General features: G+C 46.2%; 15 protein-coding genes, 16 tRNA genes and 1 rRNA gene. 30 read left to right on the top strand and 2 right to left on the bottom strand.

The genetic code is table 11. The annotated features are described in order from the left end of the window. From AC58P7_RS13125 to AC58P7_RS13020, 22 genes are all read left to right on the top strand, one after another. Positions 1-112 (top strand): 23S ribosomal RNA (locus tag AC58P7_RS13125); the annotation flags it as partial. 80 nt (positions 113-192) lie between these two features. After that, positions 193-268 (top strand) — tRNA-Asn (locus AC58P7_RS13120). Positions 269-271: 3 nt separating this feature from the next. Continuing rightward, positions 272-363 (top strand) — tRNA-Ser (locus AC58P7_RS13115). A 15-nt stretch (positions 364-378) separates the two neighbouring features. After that, positions 379-450: transfer RNA gene (locus AC58P7_RS13110), tRNA-Glu, on the top strand. A gap of 16 nt (positions 451-466) precedes the next feature. Beyond that, positions 467-539: transfer RNA gene (locus AC58P7_RS13105), tRNA-Val, on the top strand. A 56-nt stretch (positions 540-595) separates the two neighbouring features. Continuing rightward, positions 596-672, top strand: a tRNA-Met gene (locus tag AC58P7_RS13100). 12 nt (positions 673-684) lie between these two features. Then, positions 685-761, top strand: a tRNA-Asp gene (locus AC58P7_RS13095). Between the two features lie 22 nt (positions 762-783). Beyond that, positions 784-859 (top strand) — tRNA-Phe (locus AC58P7_RS13090). 16 nt (positions 860-875) lie between these two features. After that, positions 876-951, top strand: a tRNA-Thr gene (locus tag AC58P7_RS13085). A gap of 9 nt (positions 952-960) precedes the next feature. Continuing rightward, positions 961-1,042, top strand: a tRNA-Tyr gene (locus tag AC58P7_RS13080). Between the two features lie 12 nt (positions 1,043-1,054). Continuing rightward, positions 1,055-1,128: transfer RNA gene (locus AC58P7_RS13075), tRNA-Trp, on the top strand. A gap of 25 nt (positions 1,129-1,153) precedes the next feature. After that, positions 1,154-1,226, top strand: a tRNA-His gene (locus tag AC58P7_RS13070). Positions 1,227-1,248: 22 nt separating this feature from the next. Next, positions 1,249-1,320: transfer RNA gene (locus AC58P7_RS13065), tRNA-Gln, on the top strand. Positions 1,321-1,328: 8 nt separating this feature from the next. Then, a tRNA-Gly gene (locus AC58P7_RS13060) sits at positions 1,329-1,403 on the top strand. Between the two features lie 10 nt (positions 1,404-1,413). Further along, positions 1,414-1,487 (top strand) — tRNA-Cys (locus AC58P7_RS13055). 10 nt (positions 1,488-1,497) lie between these two features. Then, a tRNA-Leu gene (locus AC58P7_RS13050) sits at positions 1,498-1,586 on the top strand. 18 nt (positions 1,587-1,604) lie between these two features. After that, a tRNA-Leu gene (locus AC58P7_RS13045) sits at positions 1,605-1,683 on the top strand. A gap of 193 nt (positions 1,684-1,876) precedes the next feature. Further along, positions 1,877-3,640: a histidine kinase gene (locus tag AC58P7_RS13040; protein WP_497343443.1), complete on the top strand. Its 1,764-nt coding sequence runs from the start codon at positions 1,877-1,879 to the stop codon at positions 3,638-3,640. Next, entirely contained in the window at positions 3,633-5,252 is a 1,620-nt protein-coding gene (locus tag AC58P7_RS13035) for a response regulator transcription factor (protein WP_497343423.1), read from the top strand. The genes AC58P7_RS13040 and AC58P7_RS13035 overlap by 8 nt, the downstream gene beginning before the upstream one ends. A 122-nt stretch (positions 5,253-5,374) precedes the next feature. After that, positions 5,375-6,358 carry an ABC transporter permease gene (locus tag AC58P7_RS13030; RefSeq protein ID WP_497343421.1) on the top strand — a complete coding sequence of 328 codons (984 nt, stop codon included), beginning with the start codon at positions 5,375-5,377 and terminating at the stop codon, positions 6,356-6,358. Between the two features lie 15 nt (positions 6,359-6,373). Beyond that, positions 6,374-7,318, top strand: coding sequence for a carbohydrate ABC transporter permease (locus tag AC58P7_RS13025; RefSeq protein ID WP_497343419.1), 945 nt, complete (start codon positions 6,374-6,376; stop codon positions 7,316-7,318). A gap of 74 nt (positions 7,319-7,392) precedes the next feature. Continuing rightward, entirely contained in the window at positions 7,393-8,943 is a 1,551-nt protein-coding gene (locus AC58P7_RS13020) for an ABC transporter substrate-binding protein (protein WP_497343417.1), read from the top strand. Between the two features lie 75 nt (positions 8,944-9,018). On the opposite strand, the gene AC58P7_RS13015 is transcribed toward AC58P7_RS13020, so the two are convergent. Further along, positions 9,019-9,129: a YjcZ family sporulation protein gene (locus tag AC58P7_RS13015; protein WP_497343415.1), complete on the bottom strand. Its 111-nt coding sequence runs from the start codon at positions 9,127-9,129 to the stop codon at positions 9,019-9,021. A 250-nt stretch (positions 9,130-9,379) separates the two neighbouring features. Between AC58P7_RS13015 and AC58P7_RS13010 the strand changes: the two genes are divergently transcribed. Both AC58P7_RS13010 and AC58P7_RS13005 read left to right on the top strand, forming a co-directional pair. Then, positions 9,380-10,090, top strand: coding sequence for a class I SAM-dependent methyltransferase (locus AC58P7_RS13010; RefSeq protein WP_497343441.1), 711 nt, complete (start codon positions 9,380-9,382; stop codon positions 10,088-10,090). A 77-nt stretch (positions 10,091-10,167) separates the two neighbouring features. After that, positions 10,168-11,382 (top strand): ROK family protein, encoded by a 1,215-nt coding sequence (locus tag AC58P7_RS13005; protein WP_497343413.1) that lies wholly within the window; start codon positions 10,168-10,170, stop codon positions 11,380-11,382. Here the strand turns inward: AC58P7_RS13005 and AC58P7_RS13000 are convergent. Beyond that, positions 11,372-12,166 carry an alpha/beta fold hydrolase gene (locus AC58P7_RS13000; protein WP_497343411.1) on the bottom strand — a complete coding sequence of 265 codons (795 nt, stop codon included), beginning with the start codon at positions 12,164-12,166 and terminating at the stop codon, positions 11,372-11,374. The two genes, AC58P7_RS13005 and AC58P7_RS13000, sit on opposite strands and share 11 nt — an antisense overlap. A gap of 184 nt (positions 12,167-12,350) precedes the next feature. Between AC58P7_RS13000 and AC58P7_RS12995 the strand changes: the two genes are divergently transcribed. The 6 genes from AC58P7_RS12995 to AC58P7_RS12970 all read left to right on the top strand — a co-directional run bounded on the left by AC58P7_RS12995 (position 12,351) and on the right by AC58P7_RS12970 (position 18,004). Then, positions 12,351-12,734 carry a hypothetical protein gene (locus AC58P7_RS12995; protein ID WP_497343409.1) on the top strand — a complete coding sequence of 128 codons (384 nt, stop codon included), beginning with the start codon at positions 12,351-12,353 and terminating at the stop codon, positions 12,732-12,734. Positions 12,735-13,472: 738 nt separating this feature from the next. Continuing rightward, positions 13,473-14,264 carry a molybdopterin-dependent oxidoreductase gene (locus AC58P7_RS12990; protein ID WP_497343407.1) on the top strand — a complete coding sequence of 264 codons (792 nt, stop codon included), beginning with the start codon at positions 13,473-13,475 and terminating at the stop codon, positions 14,262-14,264. A 97-nt stretch (positions 14,265-14,361) separates the two neighbouring features. After that, positions 14,362-15,006, top strand: coding sequence for an MOSC domain-containing protein (locus AC58P7_RS12985; RefSeq protein WP_497343405.1), 645 nt, complete (start codon positions 14,362-14,364; stop codon positions 15,004-15,006). Continuing rightward, complete coding sequence (mobA, locus tag AC58P7_RS12980; protein WP_497343404.1) at positions 15,003-15,617, top strand: molybdenum cofactor guanylyltransferase; 615 nt, start codon at positions 15,003-15,005, stop codon at positions 15,615-15,617. The genes AC58P7_RS12985 and mobA overlap by 4 nt, the downstream gene beginning before the upstream one ends. 86 nt (positions 15,618-15,703) lie before the next feature. Then, the gene (gene moaA, locus AC58P7_RS12975; protein ID WP_497343402.1) at positions 15,704-16,708 is read left to right on the top strand and encodes a GTP 3',8-cyclase MoaA; all 1,005 of its coding nucleotides are present in this window, start codon (positions 15,704-15,706) and stop codon (positions 16,706-16,708) included. 42 nt (positions 16,709-16,750) lie between these two features. Beyond that, positions 16,751-18,004: a molybdopterin molybdotransferase MoeA gene (locus AC58P7_RS12970; RefSeq protein ID WP_497343400.1), complete on the top strand. Its 1,254-nt coding sequence runs from the start codon at positions 16,751-16,753 to the stop codon at positions 18,002-18,004. Positions 18,005-18,037: the final 33 nt, after the last annotated feature.

The raw sequence follows: 18,037 nt of genomic DNA, 5'->3' as shown, positions 1-18,037 counted from the left end.
GAGATTTCCCAGTATGTAAGACCCCTTGTAGACGACGAGGTTGATAGGTTCGAGGTGGAAGTGCGGCAACGTATGCAGCTGACGAATACTAATCGGTCGAGGGCTTAACCAAAATTCCTAAGGATTTAACTTTACGTGAGTTTCGTATCTAGTTTTCAAGGAATAAATCCTTGAAAGATTCATTGTTTATATTCCCTGATAGCTCAGTTGGTAGAGCACTCGACTGTTAATCGAGTTGTCACAGGTTCGAGTCCTGTTCGGGGAGCCATATGGAGAGGTGTCCGAGCTGGCCGAAGGAGCACGATTGGAAATCGTGTAGGCGTCACAAGCGTCTCGAGGGTTCGAATCCCTCTCTCTCCGCCACAATCTTTCTAGTAAGGCCCGTTGGTCAAGTGGTTAAGACACCTCCCTTTCACGGAGGTAACAGGGGTTCGAGTCCCCTACGGGTCACTATTTTTAATCCTATGGAGGCTTAGCTCAGCTGGGAGAGCATCTGCCTTACAAGCAGAGGGTCGGCGGTTCGATCCCGTCAGCCTCCATCATATTTCCTTATGAAAGACTTGATTTAATAGGAAACGTGACTTATACTTAATGACGCGGGGTGGAGCAGCCCGGTAGCTCGTCGGGCTCATAACCCGAAGGCCGCAGGTTCAAATCCTGCCCCCGCAACCAAATAATACACGTGGAGCTGTGGTGTAGTGGCCTAACATGCCTGCCTGTCACGCAGGAGACCGCGGGTTCGAATCCCGTCAGCTCCGCCATTATTATTACAATATCAAGTTCGGCTTGGTAGCTCAGTCGGTAGAGCAGAGGACTGAAAATCCTCGTGTCGGCGGTTCGATTCCGTCCCAAGCCACCATTTCTTAATTAAATAAGCCGTTGTAGCTCAACTGGTAGAGCAACTGACTTGTAATCAGTAGGTTGGGGGTTCAAGTCCTCTCGACGGCACCATTGCTTTGTGGAGGCTTAGTGAAGTGGCTAAACACGGCAGACTGTAAATCTGCTCTCTTCGAGTTCGGTGGTTCGAATCCATCAGCCTCCATTTACCTTTTGTAGGGGCATAGTTTAAGGGTAGAACAAAGGTCTCCAAAACCTTTGGTGTGGGTTCAATTCCTGCTGCCCCTGCCAAAAATGCAAGAAACTTAATATTGTGGCGGTCGTGGCGAAGGGGTTAACGCACCGGTTTGTGGATCCGGCATTCGCGGGTTCAAGTCCCGTCGTCCGCCCATTATTACCAAAGCAACATAATGGGGATTAGCCAAGCGGTAAGGCAACGGACTTTGACTCCGTCATGCCAAGGTTCAAATCCTTGATCCCCAGTTTTATATGCGGAAGTGGCTCAGCGGTAGAGCATCGCCTTGCCAAGGCGAGGGTCGCGGGTTCGATCCCCGTCTTCCGCTCCATTATTACTAAGGCGCCATAGCCAAGTGGTAAGGCAGAGCTCTGCAAAAGCTTTACCCCCAGTTCGAATCTGGGTGGCGCCTCCACAATTTATTAGCCGGAGTGGCGGAATCGGCAGACGCACAGGACTTAAAATCCTGCGGTAGGTGACTACCGTACCAGTTCAAGTCTGGTCTTCGGCACCATTATCTTTACAAGTTTATGCCGGCATGGCGGAATGGCAGACGCGCTCGACTCAAAATCGAGTCCGAAAGGGTGGAGGTTCGAGTCCTCTTGCCGGTATAACGAATAGAAGAAGCTCATGAAATCAAATGATTTCATGAGCTTTTTTCTATTCCGTTTGGAACTACATTTTACAGAAGCTGTAGCTCTGTTATTATTGTATTCGCTGCCTAGTATCTAAAATGCTATGTATATGTGTTTTACAGATAGTAAAATATATAATGACAGATGAGGCGGGGACCCTTTGAATATTGTGAATTCGGTACGGTTTAAGATTTTTATCGGCTTTGTGCTGGTGGTAGGCCCCTTGGTCTTATTTCTGATATTTAATAATGTGTACTCCATGAATGTGGTGAGGGATCAAATTTCTCAAAACTACAATAAGCTCTTGCAGCAATATGTGGAGGATACGGATAATACGCTCAAAGAATTTGATAACTATTTGTTTCATCTTTACAGTGATCCTGATGTGATCAATATGAATTTGTACTCGTTGGAATCGGATGATTATGTCCTAGCGAAGCAACGCTTGTTTAATAAGCTTACCCGACAGCTGGATATATACAATTTGGTCAATACCTTTTTTATCTTCTCGAATACTACAGGTGACCTTTTAGTTTCTACGAGAGAGAATACGTATTACTATGATCGCGTTCAGACGGTGAAACAATTCATCGTTGAAAATTCGAAGACCCGTCCCAATGATAGCTCGAATGGAAATTGGCTTATTATGAAAGCGACGAATGGTGACCACTATTTGATGAAAATAAATAAGGATTTGGGCGCAGATCTGTCGGACGGTATTCTCATTAAGATGGGCAGCATGGTTGAGCCGCTGAGCAAGTGGGACACTGGTGAAGGTGGTGGGACGATTGTCGTGTCTCCAGAGGGGAAGCCATTAACTAATGCGTATTTCCCATTAAAAAGGTATCAAAACTTTAGCGATCAGATTGCCCCTAAAGACTCGGGGGTTCAAATTGTCAAAGAGAAGGAGCTTGGTCAGCAGTTTCTGATTGTGCGTGAAGCCTCTTCGCACGCTGCTTTGGATTTTGAACTAATTATTGCTGAGAAAAATATACTGCAGAATTTACCCTATTTGCAAATGTTGATTTACTTTTTACCTTTAGGCGGAGCCTTAGTGCTTGGTATTTATTTGTTGTATGTCCAGCGCATACTATTCAAGCCATTGATGCAATTAATTCGAGGGATGAGGAAAATTGCCCAAGGGGAGTTATCCATTCGCTTACATGAAGGCAGCTCCACGGAGTTTGCTTTTCTGATTGCTACTTTTAATAACATGGTGGACCAGATAGAGAATTTGAAGATTTCGGTGTATGAGGAGAAAATTCGCGTTCAGCAAGCGGAGTTTAAGCACTTGCAGGTTCAGATTAATCCTCATTTCTATATGAACAGTTTAAATATTATTTATAACCTCGCGGCTCTGAAGGATACGAAATCTGTTCAGAAGATGTCCTTGCATCTGGCGGACTATTTCCGGTTTATTATGCGTACGAATCGGACGACAATGACACTGAGAGATGAAATCGATCATATTCGCAATTACTTGGAGATTCAAGTGATGAGATATCCGGATCATTTGACCTTTGATATTCAGTTGCCAGAGAGATACAGCCAATATGCGATACCTCCGCTCATTGTGCAGCCTTTTGTAGAGAATGCAGTAATCCATGGGTTTACGAAGCAGTACGGTATGTATGAGATTCAAGTGAAGGCAGATCAAGATCCTGAAGCGCCAGAGGAGTTCTTCATCCTTTCCATTAGTGATAATGGAGAGGGCTTTCAACCAGAAATGCTGCAGCAATTGAATTCAGCACAGTATTTGGATCAATCGGGAGATGAGCATCTTGGCATATGGAATGTACGGCATCGGCTGCAAATGAACTATGGGAATCAAGTTGCGCTGCGATTTCTGAATAAACCGGAGAGAGGGGCCATGGTTCAGATTAGGCTGCCGCTTCAAACCCCCATTGTGGAAGGGACGGATAAGGATGTATAACTTATTGGTTGTGGACGACGAGAAGATCGCGGTAAAGGGAATAACGGTGGGAATCGATTGGGAGACGTTCCCGATTGGTCAAATTTTTGAAGCGCTTGATGTGAATGAAGCGAAGATGATTCTAGCACAGAATCGCATCGACATTATGATATCTGATATCGAGATGCCTGGGGCGAACGGCTTGCAACTGCAGGAGTGGGTACGTATGAATTCGCCACAAACGGAGACTATTTTTCTAACGGGGCATGCTAACTTCGAATACGCCCAGCAGGCTGTTCGTTTAGGCAGCTTTGACTATGTGTTAAAGCCAGTGGATCACGACCGCCTTCAGGATATTGTGAAGCAAGCCATTGAGAAACTTAGAGTGGATCAGGAGCAGTTAGATTTTCATGAAACCTATAAAACGTATTACAGTCATTGGGTAAATGAGCTTCCGACATTGGTGGAGAAGTTTTGGCAGGAGCTGCTGAGCGGGAAGATACCTGTGAATGAGGAGCGGCTAACGCGTAATTTCCAGATGTATGAGATTCCATTGGATATGACGAGCACGATTTTACCTATCCTTATTAGTGTTGAGCACTGGAAGGAAGAGTTGAACGCCAGAGACGAAGAGATCATGGAGTATGCGATTCGTAAAGCCGCTGCAGAAATAATCGTTGAAGACCAGCCCGGATGTGTGATTCAAGAGAATGGGTCTACCTTAGTTCTGTTGTATGTTGCTGAAGGAAGCAAACTCTCTCTTTCTGAATTAAAAGCGAAATGTGAGGCCTATATCAGCGCATGTCATCGCTATTTCCAGTGCAGCTTGTCCTGCTATATAGGGGAAGTAACTCCCCTGCTGAAGCTGACGGGAAAAGTAATGGATCTCTTCCAAAGTGAACGGAATAATGTGACCAAAAGTAATTGTGTACTTATGGACAATGAGACGGATCAGCCTCTAATGAACAAGCCACAGGCGCCAACCTTTTCAGATTGGATAGTGCTGCTTGAGGCTGGTAAGAAAGGTGAGTTAGTGGCGCGTGTGCATGAAAATATTGACCGTCTACAGAAGGCTGACGTGGGATCTGAGACTGTAGAAGCTTTCTATTATGGGTTGCTGCATGTGGTGTATCATGTTTTGCACAAAAAAGGATTATCAGTCCATGACATGCTACCTCATCAAGAGGTGCAGGATTATGTGAGTGCGACACGTTCGTTAAATCAGCTGAGGAATTGGGCGATACGTATCGCTACAGTCAGCTGCGACTATATGAATAGCCATCTGAAAGGCGTCTCAGCGGTTACGGCCAAGGTATGCCAATACATTGACGAACATATGCAGGAGGAGCTCAGCAGAGAGGAGCTAGCCGCCTCTGTCTATCTCAATCCGGCGTATTTATCACGATTATTTAAGAAAGAAACGGGACTATCCATTTCGGAGTATAGCCTGAAGGTACGTATGGAGAAAGCGAAGAAACTGCTAGCGGAAACAAACGATAAGATCAGCTATGTGGCGGAGCAAACGGGCTATTCTCATTTTTCATTTTTCGCGAAAATGTTTAAGAAATATACGGGGCTCTCGCCACAGGAGTATCGCAAGAACTTCAATGGCACTATCGAATTTCCTAAATAAACATGAATGTCACAAGAGTGTTCAAACGGTCACCCAACGGATAGAACTCGACTCAGGAAACTTCTACAATAAGGATATACCAGAGAGAAGACATGAATCGGAAAGGGGAACACAGTGAACTCATGAGTGACACACCAAATGTTGCAGCAGCAGTGAACCTGGTTAAGCCCAATAAAAAGACGAGAGCGAAAACAGGCTTTCTATGGACGGTTCGCAGGTATTGGATCTTCTATGTGATGATGGCACCAGCGGCCCTGTTGTTAATCATTAACAACTACATTCCAATGGCGGGCGTTCTGATCGCTTTCAAAAATGTGAACTATACAAAAGGGATTCTAGCAAGCCCATGGGTTGGTTTCGACAACTTCAAGTACTTGTTCTCCAGTGAGGTAGCGTGGGTCATTACACGAAATACGATTTCGTATAATTTGGTATTTATCGTGCTGAATTTAGTGATAGCGGTTGCAATGGCCATTATGTTTAATGAGATGCGAAGCAAATTCCTATCGAAGTTTCATCAAAGCACGATGTTTCTACCGTTCTTTCTCTCCATGGTGTGTGTAGCTTATCTTGTATATGCCTTCTTGGGAGCAGAGCATGGGTTCGTGAATACAGTGCTTTTGCCTAAGCTAGGTATTCAGCCGATTGACTGGTATACAGAGCCGAAATATTGGACGGTTATCCTGCCGATTGTGAACACTTGGAAAAACCTTGGTTACTATACGGTCATTTATATGGCCGCCATTATTGGGATCGATCATGAGTATTACGAGGCAGCTTTAATTGATGGAGCGAATAAATGGGAGCAAGTCAAACGGATTACGATTCCACTCATTATGCCCGTCATGATTACGATGACACTGCTTCAAGTAGGTAGAATTTTCTATGCGGACTTCGGCTTATTCTTCCAAGTAACCAAAAATGCAGGCGCGTTATTTCCGACCACACAAGTTATTGATACCTATGTATATCAAACGTTTCTAACGATGGGGGATATCGGAATGTCGTCAGCAGCAGGCTTGTATCAAGCGGTAGTAGGCTTCCTACTTGTCCTAGTTACGAACTTATTTGTAAGAAAAGTGAGCAAAGAGAATGCACTATTTTAAGAAGGAGTGGCTGTCGTGAGTGAAGCAATTTCGGTACGTAAACAACGGATAGCCAAGAAACGAGGACCTAACGAATTATCTCCCACAGCGAATTTGTTGGTTAACGTGTTCTTCTGGATTTATACCGCAGCATGCATTATGCCTCTTGTGTTAGTCATCATTGTTTCCTTCTCCGATGAAAAGGGAGTACTGATTCATGGCTATAATTTCATCCCAGATGACTGGAGCTTGGAAGCCTATAAGTTCATGTTTAAGGATTGGCATCAAATTTTACGCTCCTTCGGGATCTCAGTCTTCTTAGCAACGGTGGGAACAGCAATTAGTTTAGTGATGATGTCGCTATATGCATATCCCATCTCGCGAAGTGATTTTCCACATAAAAGCTTTTTCTCCTTCTTCATGTTTTTCACCATGTTGTTCAATGGGGGGCTCGTTCCATGGTATCTCGTTTATACGCAGATGCTGGACTTGAAAAATACAATTGCAGCACTCATGCTGCCCCTACTTGTATCCGCCTTCTTTGTACTGCTGCTTCGGACGTTCTTTGCGAATTCGATTCCAATGCCTCTCATTGAAGCAGCGAAAATCGATGGAGCTGGTGAGGTTCGCATTTTTAGCCAAATTATTATTCCGCTTTCCTTACCTGTTCTAGCGTCTGTCGGATTGTTTCAAGTGCTGAACTATTGGAATGACTGGTTCCTCAGTCTGGTGTTCATCTCAGGAAGTAAAAATATCAATCTGCAGTTCATGATGTACAAAACGATGTTAGATATTCAGTTCTTAACCTCGAATGTGCAGGCAAGTCAAGGACTAGCGCAAGCAGGGGGAATTCTACAGCTGCCAACAGAAACGGTGCGTATGGCGATGGCTGTACTTGGAATAGGCCCGATCGTGTTCGCGTATCCATTCTTCCAGAAGTATTTCAAAAAAGGATTAACAGTTGGGGCTATCAAAGGTTAGTTAGAAATGGCTTGTACCAGTTTAGGCTGGATTAGCATATAGGGACAATTGAGAAAAAGGGAGGCAATCCATCAATGAAAGCTTTGAAAAAAAGCACTCTTGCACTTCTTACACTGACGTTTTCGTTATCACTTACCTTGGCGGGCTGTTCGAAAAGCACTACAGAGACTACAGCAAGCGCTACACCAGCACCAGCATCAAGTACAGCGCCTGCTGCCACGAAAGCAGCAACAACTGATTTGAAGCCTTATGAAGTGAAGCTAGTGTACCCGGGTACGCCACAACCGGATCAAGCTAAAGTAGAAGAAGCCATGAACAAGGTTTTGAAGGAAAAAATTAATGCAACGATCAAATTGATGCCAATCGATTGGGGTCAATGGGATAACAAAACGAATCTAATGATCGCATCCCGTGAAGAGTTCGATATCTTGTTCACTGCACAATGGAACGGTCATGCTGTCAACGTAGGTAAAGGTGCACTGATGCCGCTCAATGATTTGATTGGGCAATATGGGAAGGGAATTACAGATTCCTTGGATCCAGCTTTCCTACAAGGCGCTAAAATCAATGGCAAAAACTATGGTGTTCCAACGAATAAAGAACTCGCAGCTTCAGGTGGAATTGTGTATCGTTCCGATATCGCGAAAGAGCTGGGCATCGATATGACGGCTGTTAAAACGATAGCAGACCTAGGCAACGTACTCAAAACAGTCAAAGAGAAAAAACCAGAAATGACAGCTTTCTTCCTGCGTGACGGGGATAACCTAAATGCGCATTATTTGGCTCAATATGACTACCTAGGGGATAGCACGATTCCCGGTGTTATTATGAAAGATGACACAGATACGAAAGTGATTCCGAAATGGGATCAACCGCGTTATAAAGAAATTTTGAAATTAACACGTGATTTTTTGCAAAAAGGCTATATCAATAAAGATGCCGCTACGACGCAATTGTCTGGTCAAGATGCTTTGAAATCCGGAAATGTGTTCATGATCACGTCTTCCTTGAAACCTGGTAAAGATAGTGAATTAGCGAATGCCACAAACTTGGTTGGAAAGCTTGGCCAAATCGAGTTGACACCACGCACGATTTCGACAGGTGACACGGCGGGTTCCATGCTTGGTATTTCAGTTACTTCCAAGGATCCAGCTCGTACAATGATGGTGATTAACCTCTTGCACACAGATAAACAATTGAATAATTTGATCAACTTCGGTATCGAAGGTGTACACTACACGAAAGTGTCTGACAACATCATCAAAGCAACAGATGCAGGCAAAAATTATGCGCCTGGTGCTGCATGGCAGTTCGGTAACCAATTCTTGAACTATTTGTATGATAATGAAGATCCACAAAAATGGGATAAATTCAAAGAGTTCAATAAAACAGGCAAAAAGTCCCCTGGCCTTGGCTTTACTTTCGACTCAGAGCCTGTCAAAACGCAAGTGGCTGCAGCAGTCAATGTAGGAAAAGAATTCGACGCAGCAATGGATACAGGTTCTGTCGATATGGATGCTTCCTTGCCGAAATATCAAGAAAAAATGAAAGCAGCGGGCATTGATAAAATTATTGCTGAAAAGCAAAAGCAATTGGATGCTTTCTTAGCAGCCGCGAAAAAATAAGGTGTTCTATGTATGAGGAGCCAGGCTCAATTGAGCCATGGCTCCTTATTATTGTTCCTAACCATGTATGACTAATTACCAAACAAAAGTCATTGTTACGATAACGAGTAAAACGAACAGAACAAGAACAACAGCAGCGGACGTACCATGACCACAACCTGCACCAGTACCTACAGCAACACCCATTTATGTCACCCCCCATCTTCAGGAATGCTCTTCCGCGGAAGCGAATGAGAGACAATACTATCCTATGGAGAGATGTTACGATTTGATTGGGTGTTTAGCCTAAACCCAAAGGGATAATGTCCACTTTTAGGCAGGAGCCTGTTTTTAGAAAAAGGGGAAGAGAAGTTGAACAAGTGGCAGGAGCCTTCCATATGGTAGAAAAAGAACGTAATGCCATTGCGGAGGTGTAGGGGCTATCGATTACTTGGATATGTTGGCGAAGCTCGGGATAGGAAACGCACATCCCGGAGGATTTGGAGAGACGATCGAACAATTGAAGAAATACCCGATAGAAAAGGGGGAAAAGGTGCTGGAGGTTGGCTGCGGAACAGGACGAACGGCCTGTTATTTGGCAGAACAGGGTTGTGATGTTACGGCCATTGATATACGTTCAGAGATGATCAATAAAGCCAAAATTCGAGCGGAGAAGCAAGGGGTTCAAGTGAATTTTCTGATTGGGGATGTATGCCAGCTGCCTTTTGAAGCTCATACTTTTGATGTAGTGATGGTGGAATCTGTCACGAACTTCGCAGATGCACAGAAAGCAGTATCTGAGTACTATCGGGTTTTAAAACCGGAAGGAAAGCTGTATGACCGTGAAGTGATCAAAGTGAAAGAGATGACACAAGGCATCCATAGAGCCCTATGCAGTTTCTATGGGGTGAGCAAGATCTATAAGCTGGAGGAATGGCAAGAGCTCTTGGAGAGCAATAAGTTCAGCGCAGTCACCTCGACAGGCATTCATCCCTTCCCGCTCACAATGTTCGAAGATCAGGTGCAGCACCCAGATCCTGTTCATTTATCTGACAGACAATCGTTCATGGATCCGCGGGTATGGCAAATCACGGCTCGTTATGATGAACTTGTGAGTAAGTATCATCCTTATATGGGTTATACCCTGATGATAGGTTCTAAGGAGTAAGGAAAGGATAACAAGCAGGATAATGGTTCCTTAATGGCGAAGCATATGAGAAAGATTATCATTGGGGGCTGCTTCTTTTGAACGTAGAGGTTATATCAGAACGCATTTCGAATCGTAAAGCCAAGGAAGTATACGAGCTTATTACGCGCCAAACGACGGTTTCAAAAATAGATTTATTAGAACAAAGCGGCATGACGGTCTCGACGTTGACTCGGCTGTTAGAGGAGTTAACCAGTCAAGGCCTCATCTTGGAATCCGGCTTTGGTGCATCTACGGGCGGGCGTAGGCCGATTTTGTATGAGAAAAATCCGGCCTATGCTTATATATTTGGCGTGGAAATTTCTAGAACGCTGTCTAAGTTGGTTCTTGTAGATTTAGGAATGAATAAACTGGAAACAAAAAGCTGGGCAATGACAGAAGTCATGACCCCAGAAGTGTTGATTCCGCTTATCGTCAAGGAAGCGCAGCGTATGTTAGCTGGGCATGGTATCCAAACGTCCGAAGTGTTAGGGATGGGGATCGGGGCGGTAGGGCCTGTAGACCGATTGTCTGGCGTTATTTTGGAGCCCTCCTACTTTCCAGCTAGTGGGTGGAGGCATGTAGAGATTTGCCAAATACTGAGTCAAGAGCTGCGTATCCCCGCGTTACTGGATAATGGGGCGAACACAGCGATTCTAGCGGAATCCTGGCACCAACGGACACGAAGCTTTAAGCATCTGCTCTATATTCATGCAGGAGTAGGCTTGCGTTCGTCCATGGTCTCCGAAGGCAAGGTGATCTATGGAGCAGTAGATATGGAAGGCTCTGTGGGTCAAATGATCATTCAAACCGATGGTGTTGCTCATCGTAACCAATCAGGAAATTTTGGCGCACTGGAATCCTATGCTTCACTCTATGCGATAGAAAAGGCGGCGAAATCAGCCTTAAAGCAAGGGAGATCCACAGTGCTTATACATATGGTCGAAGATCCCGAGCATGTTACCTACTTACATATCATGGAGGCACTCAAAAAAAATGATCCCCTAGCCGTGGAGATCGTGACGGAGGCAGCGACCTATTTCGGGATCGGCCTTGCGAATTTATTAAATATTTTGCACCCTGAGAAAGTGATCATCGGGGGGCCATTGATTACAGGCGGGGATCTGTTCTTCCAGACGGCAACCCAGGTTGCGATCCGCAAAACCTACTATTACCCCGCCTATCAGGTTATTTTTAGCAAAGGGCAGCTTGGCGATGAAGCACTTGCCATCGGAGCGGCCGTGATGGTCATGAATCAGCTCGTTAAGCCGTAGCTCCCTTAAGAAAGTCAAGAAGCAGTGCGTTGAAGGCTTCGGGTTTTTCCATAGGGGTCAGATGGGAAGCGCCTGGAATGACGTGAAAGCTGGCCCCTTGGATGTGATCGGCCATGGATTTCATGACATCCGGTGGTGTAATCGCATCCTGCTCGCCCGCGATAACAAGTGTTGGCACCGTGATGGAGCTGAGCAAAGGAACTGAATCATCTCGGAACGCCATTGCAATGCTGGCATGGACAAGTCCTTCAGCTGGCATGCTGTCCATAATCGAGCGTAGGTTATCGATCAGCTGAGGCTGCTCTTGTACAGTTGTTGATGTTACAAGCTTTGGCAGCATCGCATCTCGGGCTGCCGCGGCGCCTTTGTCATAGAGCGAGACCGCCATGTTCATCCGATTCTTACGGCCTTCTTGGCCGTCTGGCTCCGGACGTGTATTGGCAAGGATCACCCCTGAAAACCGTTCAGGCGCTAGACGCAGCAGAGCAAAAGCCACATAGCCACCCATGGAGAAGCCTCCGAGGGTGGCTTTTTCTATACTTAATGCATCCATGAGGGAAAGAATATCTTGTGCATATTGAGCGAGGGACATCGGCGTAGTAGGTACATCAGATTGGCCCATACCGCGGAAATCAGGCGTAATTACACGATAATGAGCTGACAGCGTCTCAACTTGAGATTGCCACATGCGATGATCCAAAGGAAAGCCATGAAGTAAGATGACAGGTGCTCCTTGCCCTTGTTCTTGAACGAATAATTCGGTACCGTTTACGTGTTTTTTCATTGTTATTCACCCTCCAAGGACCTCTTTTAAAAAAAATAGCGAAAAAGTTATGTCTTCATACTTTCATTATGGTTAACTCATACTTACTTAACATTTCATTGCTATTCTCTGATTATACCTTTAGTGCTTTACCAAGAACAGGTAAAAATGAAACATTCATATTTGCGAAATGGGGTTTATTGATATGACTAAAAAACCATGGTCCACCCAAGAGCTGGACAAACTAATCCGCCTTTCCTCGGAGTGCCCGCCAGTCGTTATTGCTAAAGAATTATCACGTCCTGTCACATCCGTTCGTAAAAAAATGCGTGAAATGGGTGTCAGCTATGTATCCGGGGAGCAATGGAAAAAAAGTCAAATTCAATACCTGATTTCAGATGAAGGTACTTCCTACAAAAATAAACATAAGTTAACGCAAGAATCCCAAAAAAATGGATTTGAATCACCTGTTCTAGATGAGTTCTGGACGACCCTTGTGAAAATGGCTCGCGTAGCTAAAAATAGGGGGAAACGGGTCGATGTCCTGTCGTTTATCGATACATACCGTAAGATTCGGATTGGCGGCTAATTTCATATATGCATGGAACTGAAGGTGAAATCCGTTTCGACGTGATTTGACCTTTTTCTTTTGATCTAGACAGACTGAGGAGATAAATTTATCCATTTGTAATCCTATTTTAAGGTTTATACGTTATGATAGTTGTATAAGGAATATTGGACGTATTTAATAAAGGATGTGGCGAGGATGGAGTCAAAAAGAGGCTGGCTGAAGCAGTCATTTGGCAAACGATTAAACGCTGTACACAGCTGGAATGCTTGGCTATTATTGCTTCTTACAGTAACCGGGATTGTGCTCAGTATCGGTGCGATTCGCGGGGATCTGGGAAGCTTTCGTGTAACGCTCAAGCAGCTTCACATTTACTTAGGCGTAGCCTCGATTCTGCTTATGATTCTGTACGCGCCGATGATTCGCAAGCATTGGCGACAGATTCGTGCGCGGCGTAACCAACGCGCTAATCTGGTGTTTGTGCTTGCGCTGCTGCTCGGCTGGGCCGCATCAGGCGTGATCCTGTGGCAGTTCCGACACATGCCGCCGGCTTTGAACAACTCGGCACTCTTCGTGCATGACCTGCTCACCTGGGTCGGGGTGCCGTATGCCGTGTACCACGCCATCTCGCGCAGCCGATGGCTGAAGCGCCAGCAGCGGCTCGAGCAAGCCGCTGCCGCAGGCAGACCGCCGGCATCCGTGCCGGCGGTCACAGCCCCTGCCGCCGCCGCGAGCGTCGCAGCGGCGGATCAGGCCCCCGTGGCGACAGAGGACGCCACGTCGCGCTCAGCAGCGCAGGCGGTCATCGCCGCGCTGAAGGAATCACCGATCACACGCGCCTCCTTCCTGCGACTCGTCGCAGGGCTGGTGCTCGTGATCGCGGTCGGCCCCGCCTTTTATCGCTGGATAAAAGGCGCATTCGATACCGGCGGGTCGTCGACCGCCGAGTACGTGGCGAACGACGGCAACCGCATGCTGCCGCCGCCAGAGCCACTGCCCGACTCCGCCGCGGTAGTTGGCGGAGGGGCCAAAGGGAATTTCCGTATTTACACGGTGACGGAAATTCCGGCTTTTTCGTCGGAGACATGGAAATTCGCCATTTCCGGTCTCGTGGATAAACCGAATGCTTGGAACTGGGAACAGTTCTTGAAGCTGAAACGCACCGTTCAAGTGAGTGACTTCCATTGTGTCACGGGATGGTCGGTGTATAAATGTACATGGGAAGGTATCCCACTTAAGCAGATGTTAGCCGCGGCTGGCGTGCAAGCTTCCGCAAAATTCGTGAAATTTTATTCAGGTGATAAAGTGTATACGGACGCTTTATCCTTGAGTCAAGCTAATGGGGACGATATTATGGTCGCGGTCTTGATGGATGGTAAGCCGATCCCTCAGCAATTAGGTGGACCTGTGCGACTGATCGTTCCGCAAATGTATGCCTATAAATCGGTCAAATGGCTGCAAGGCATCGAGCTGATCGACAAAGAACATATGGGCTATTGGGAAGTAAGGGGTTATGATAACGATGCTTGGGTTGGAAAATCGAACGCATAATCCAGGTCATGCATTATTGAAGCGGGCACTGACTTTTCGAAGGGATTTTGGTATAGTTAGGGCAAAGAATCCTGTTCGGAAATGAGGGATATTTGCTATGAAAATCATATCAATTAACGTGGGGTTACCCCAAACCATACAATATCAAGGCAAAGAGCTGACAACGGGGATCTATAAGACGCCGGTCAGCTCATCTTTGTTTGTATCGAAGGTGCAAATTGACGGGGATGGGCAGGCTGATTTGACGGTTCATGGCGGTGTCGATAAGGCCATCTGTGTGTATCCAGAGGAGCATTATGCGTACTGGGAAAATCTTCGGGGACATGGGCTTGATGCCGCAACTTTTGGTGAAAATCTAACAATTCGAGGGCTGCAGGAGCACGAGGTTTGTATTGGTGATACGTTTGCGATTGATGAAGTCATTGTTCAAGTCTCGCAGCCTCGTCAGCCTTGTCATAAGCTGGCAAAACGCATGGATTGGCCTGAAGCAACACATCACGTTCAAGAAACGGGTTATACGGGGTATTATTTTCGCGTGCTGAAAGAGGGATTCATCGCACCTCATTCTCAGATGAGACTGGTTGCCAGAGATGAAGCGGGTGTGACGGTTGCGTTCGCCAATCAGATGAAATATCACGATAAGTTCAATATCGAAGGAGTTAAAAGAGTAGCCGCCTTAGATGCGCTATCGGGAAGCTGGAAGCAATCGTTTATGAAACGATTGACGGAGCTTGAAGCATGATAACCGGGGTCATTCTTGCTGGAGGCTTGAATCGCCGCATGGGCGGGAGACATAAGGCTCTCTTACCCGTACAGGGGGAAGCCATCTTATTAAAGCAGTTGAAAGAAATGTCACGCGAATGTAGGCAAATTATCGTTGTGACGAATGAACTTGAAACCTTGCAGCCTTTGCTTGCAGAAGTAACGGATATTGATGTGCTGTGTGTTAGCGATCACTATCCTCAAAAGGGTCCTTTGAGCGGCATTCATGCCGCATCCAGAGCCGCGCTCGAGCCTTATTTATGGATTGTTGGTTGTGATATGCCTTTTATATCTGTGGATGCAGCAATGGCCATGGTTGAGGTATGCCGAGATAGGAATGTGGATGCGATCATTCCAGAGATCGAGGGGCGTTTGCATCCACTCCACGGTATTTATGCCAGAGACATTGGGGCTGAAGCTGAGCTGCTGCTTCAACAACAAAGTTATCGATTGATGGGGTTACTTGACCATTTGGATTGGCAGCTTGTCAATTCGGAATTTTTCGAGAAACGCGGGCTTCGAACGAATTTCACTACGAATATGAATACCCCTGAAGAATATGAAGTGATGTTAGCAAATCTACCATTATGACTCATTTTCCTTATTTTAAATGCTATCAAACCTAGGATTTTGTTAGAAAATATGCCATAATGGACGGAGAGAGAAGGTGAACTCCTATGCCAAAACTGCTTTTGGATCGTTTCGGGCGGATGCATGATTACCTGCGTATCTCAGTGACAGATCGTTGTAATTTGCGTTGTGTATATTGCATGCCGGAAGAAGGAATGGAATTTGAACCGGATGAGAAGCTGTTAACTTTTGAGGAAATAACAGAGATTGTCCGTGTACTAGCTGGCCTTGGTGTTCGCAAATTGCGATTAACCGGCGGAGAGCCCTTGGTTCGTAAAAACCTTGAGCAACTCATTGGTATGCTATCCCAAATTCCCGGAATTGAAGATATTGCGTTGACTACGAATGGAATCTACTTTGCATCGCGGGCTGAAAAGCTTAGGGCGGCAGGGTTGACCCGTGTAAATATTAGTTTGGATTCTTTAAAACCGGATCGGTTTTCAATGATCACACGCGGTGGGGATATTCGACGCGTTCTAGCTTCGATTGAAGAAGCTTATCGCGTAGGTATTACGCCGATTAAGCTGAATGTGGTGCTCATGAAAGGCATTAATGATGATGAAATCGCTGATTTCTTGCAAATGACGATGGATCGTCCCATTCAGGTACGATTTATCGAGTATATGCCAATCGGTCATCAAGATGAGGATTGGAAAAGCCGCTATCTGTCACTAACGACAGTTCTCGATCGCTGTAAGGAGATGGGCTGGGAGGCTACAGCTTCCGATGCGGTATACGGAAACGGTCCTGCACAAAATTATCGCATTAATGGCGCATTAGGCTCATTCGGCCTTATCCACCCGATCAGCGACCACTTCTGTGAAACGTGCAATCGACTGCGCTTAACAGCGGATGGCAATATCAAGCCTTGCTTGTACTGGTCAGATGAATTCAATGTTCGAAAATATATCGGGGATGATGCAGCGGTGGAGGATTTGTTCTTCCGAGCATTAGACATTAAACCAGAAAATCATGAAATGGCACAGGCTTTGATGAATGAAGAACAATCACATACACCAACCAATCGCCGGATGTCGCAAATCGGCGGCTAGCAGCAGGGAATAGGGAGGCATGGGAAGCAAATGAACAGCGAGATGAAACTTAGGTTTGGTCGTAACGTGATCTCGGTCGAAGAGGCACGAGCCGCACTTTACGAATATGTTGAACCGACAGAGACGGAGTCTGTTTCGTTGCCGATGTCCTTTGGCAGAAGGCTGGCGAAGGATATTTATGCGGACCATCCCGTGCCTCATTTTCGCAGATCTGGTGTGGATGGGTATGCCGTTCGTTCAGAGGATATCACGGAAGCAACACCGGATGTTCCCGTTGTCTTGCGTGTAATTGAAAGAATTCCAAGCGGTACCATGCCTCAGCAAACCATTCAGACAGGGACAGCTGCTCGAATCATGACGGGAGCACCAGTGCCAGATGGCGCGGATGCTGTTGTGATGCTGGAGATGACGGACTCGTTGCAGGATCAAGTGTCTCATGACGCCAAGGTGAGGATTAAGAAAAATGTATTAGCAGCTAGTAATATTACTCCTATAGCTGGTGAAGTTACCGAGGGGGAATTCATCATAGCGCGTGGGACACGCATTGGTCCAGGTGAAGCCGCGATCTTGGCGACCTTCGGTTTCTCAGCGGTTGAGGTGTACCGAAAGCCAAGGGTGGCTATTTTTTCAACTGGCTCAGAGCTGTTACAAGTCGAACAAGGGTTACAACCTGGGAGAATACGTAATAGCAACAGCTACATGTTGGCGGCACAAGTGGAAGCAGCCGGAGGATTAGCCATGATCATGCCGGCGCTCTCTGATGATGTTGAACAGGTGAAGGGTGCGCTAGAGGCGGTTCTCTCTGATGTCGATCTCATTCTGACTTCTGGTGGTGTTTCAGTCGGCGATTACGATGTCCTTGTCGATCTATTTGGTCGATTCGAAGGTAAGCTATTGTTCAACAAAGTAGCCATGCGGCCAGGAACACCGACGAGTGCGGCGGTTTGGAAAGGCAAGCTGCTAGTGGCGCTATCCGGTAATCCTGGGGCATCGTTCGTAGGCTTCGAGCTATTCGCCAAGCCGCTTATTAAAGCGATGCTGGGGAGTCAGAATGGTGCACCTGAGGAGTTTACGGCATTTCTGGATGTTTCTTACGATAAACCATCCGCCTACCCGCGTTATGTACGGGGGACGACAAGGGTCGAAGCAAGCTCCTTATGGGTCAGGCCAGCTGGTATTGATAAGTCAAGTATCATGGTCTCGATCAAAGATGCCGATTGCTTGATATGGCTTCCAGCAGGAGGGCAAGGATTTCAGCGTGGTGACTGCGTGAAGGTTTACTCGACATGTGACTAGTGAACAAATGCACTCATAACTTTATCAGTAGAT

The sequence above is a fragment of the Paenibacillus sp. J22FR5 genome, from assembly GCF_059691975.1.
This window is presented reverse-complemented; position numbering and strand designations above follow the sequence as displayed.

Excerpts from the sequence above, each read along its gene's own strand:
- AC58P7_RS13035 (WP_497343423.1), top strand. The coding sequence starts at position 3,633 with ATGTATAACTTATTGGTTGTGGACGACGAGAAGATCGCGGTAAAGGGA.
- AC58P7_RS13030 (WP_497343421.1), top strand. The coding sequence starts at position 5,375 with ATGAGTGACACACCAAATGTTGCAGCAGCAGTGAACCTGGTTAAGCCC.
- AC58P7_RS13020 (WP_497343417.1), top strand. The coding sequence starts at position 7,393 with ATGAAAGCTTTGAAAAAAAGCACTCTTGCACTTCTTACACTGACGTTT.
- AC58P7_RS13015 (WP_497343415.1), bottom strand. The coding sequence starts at position 9,129 with ATGGGTGTTGCTGTAGGTACTGGTGCAGGTTGTGGTCATGGTACGTCC.
- AC58P7_RS13010 (WP_497343441.1), top strand. The coding sequence starts at position 9,380 with ATGTTGGCGAAGCTCGGGATAGGAAACGCACATCCCGGAGGATTTGGA.
- AC58P7_RS13000 (WP_497343411.1), bottom strand. The coding sequence starts at position 12,166 with ATGAAAAAACACGTAAACGGTACCGAATTATTCGTTCAAGAACAAGGG.
- AC58P7_RS12995 (WP_497343409.1), top strand. The coding sequence starts at position 12,351 with ATGACTAAAAAACCATGGTCCACCCAAGAGCTGGACAAACTAATCCGC.
- AC58P7_RS12985 (WP_497343405.1), top strand. The coding sequence starts at position 14,362 with ATGAAAATCATATCAATTAACGTGGGGTTACCCCAAACCATACAATAT.
- mobA (WP_497343404.1), top strand. The coding sequence starts at position 15,003 with ATGATAACCGGGGTCATTCTTGCTGGAGGCTTGAATCGCCGCATGGGC.
- moaA (WP_497343402.1), top strand. The coding sequence starts at position 15,704 with ATGCCAAAACTGCTTTTGGATCGTTTCGGGCGGATGCATGATTACCTG.
- AC58P7_RS12970 (WP_497343400.1), top strand. The coding sequence starts at position 16,751 with ATGAAACTTAGGTTTGGTCGTAACGTGATCTCGGTCGAAGAGGCACGA.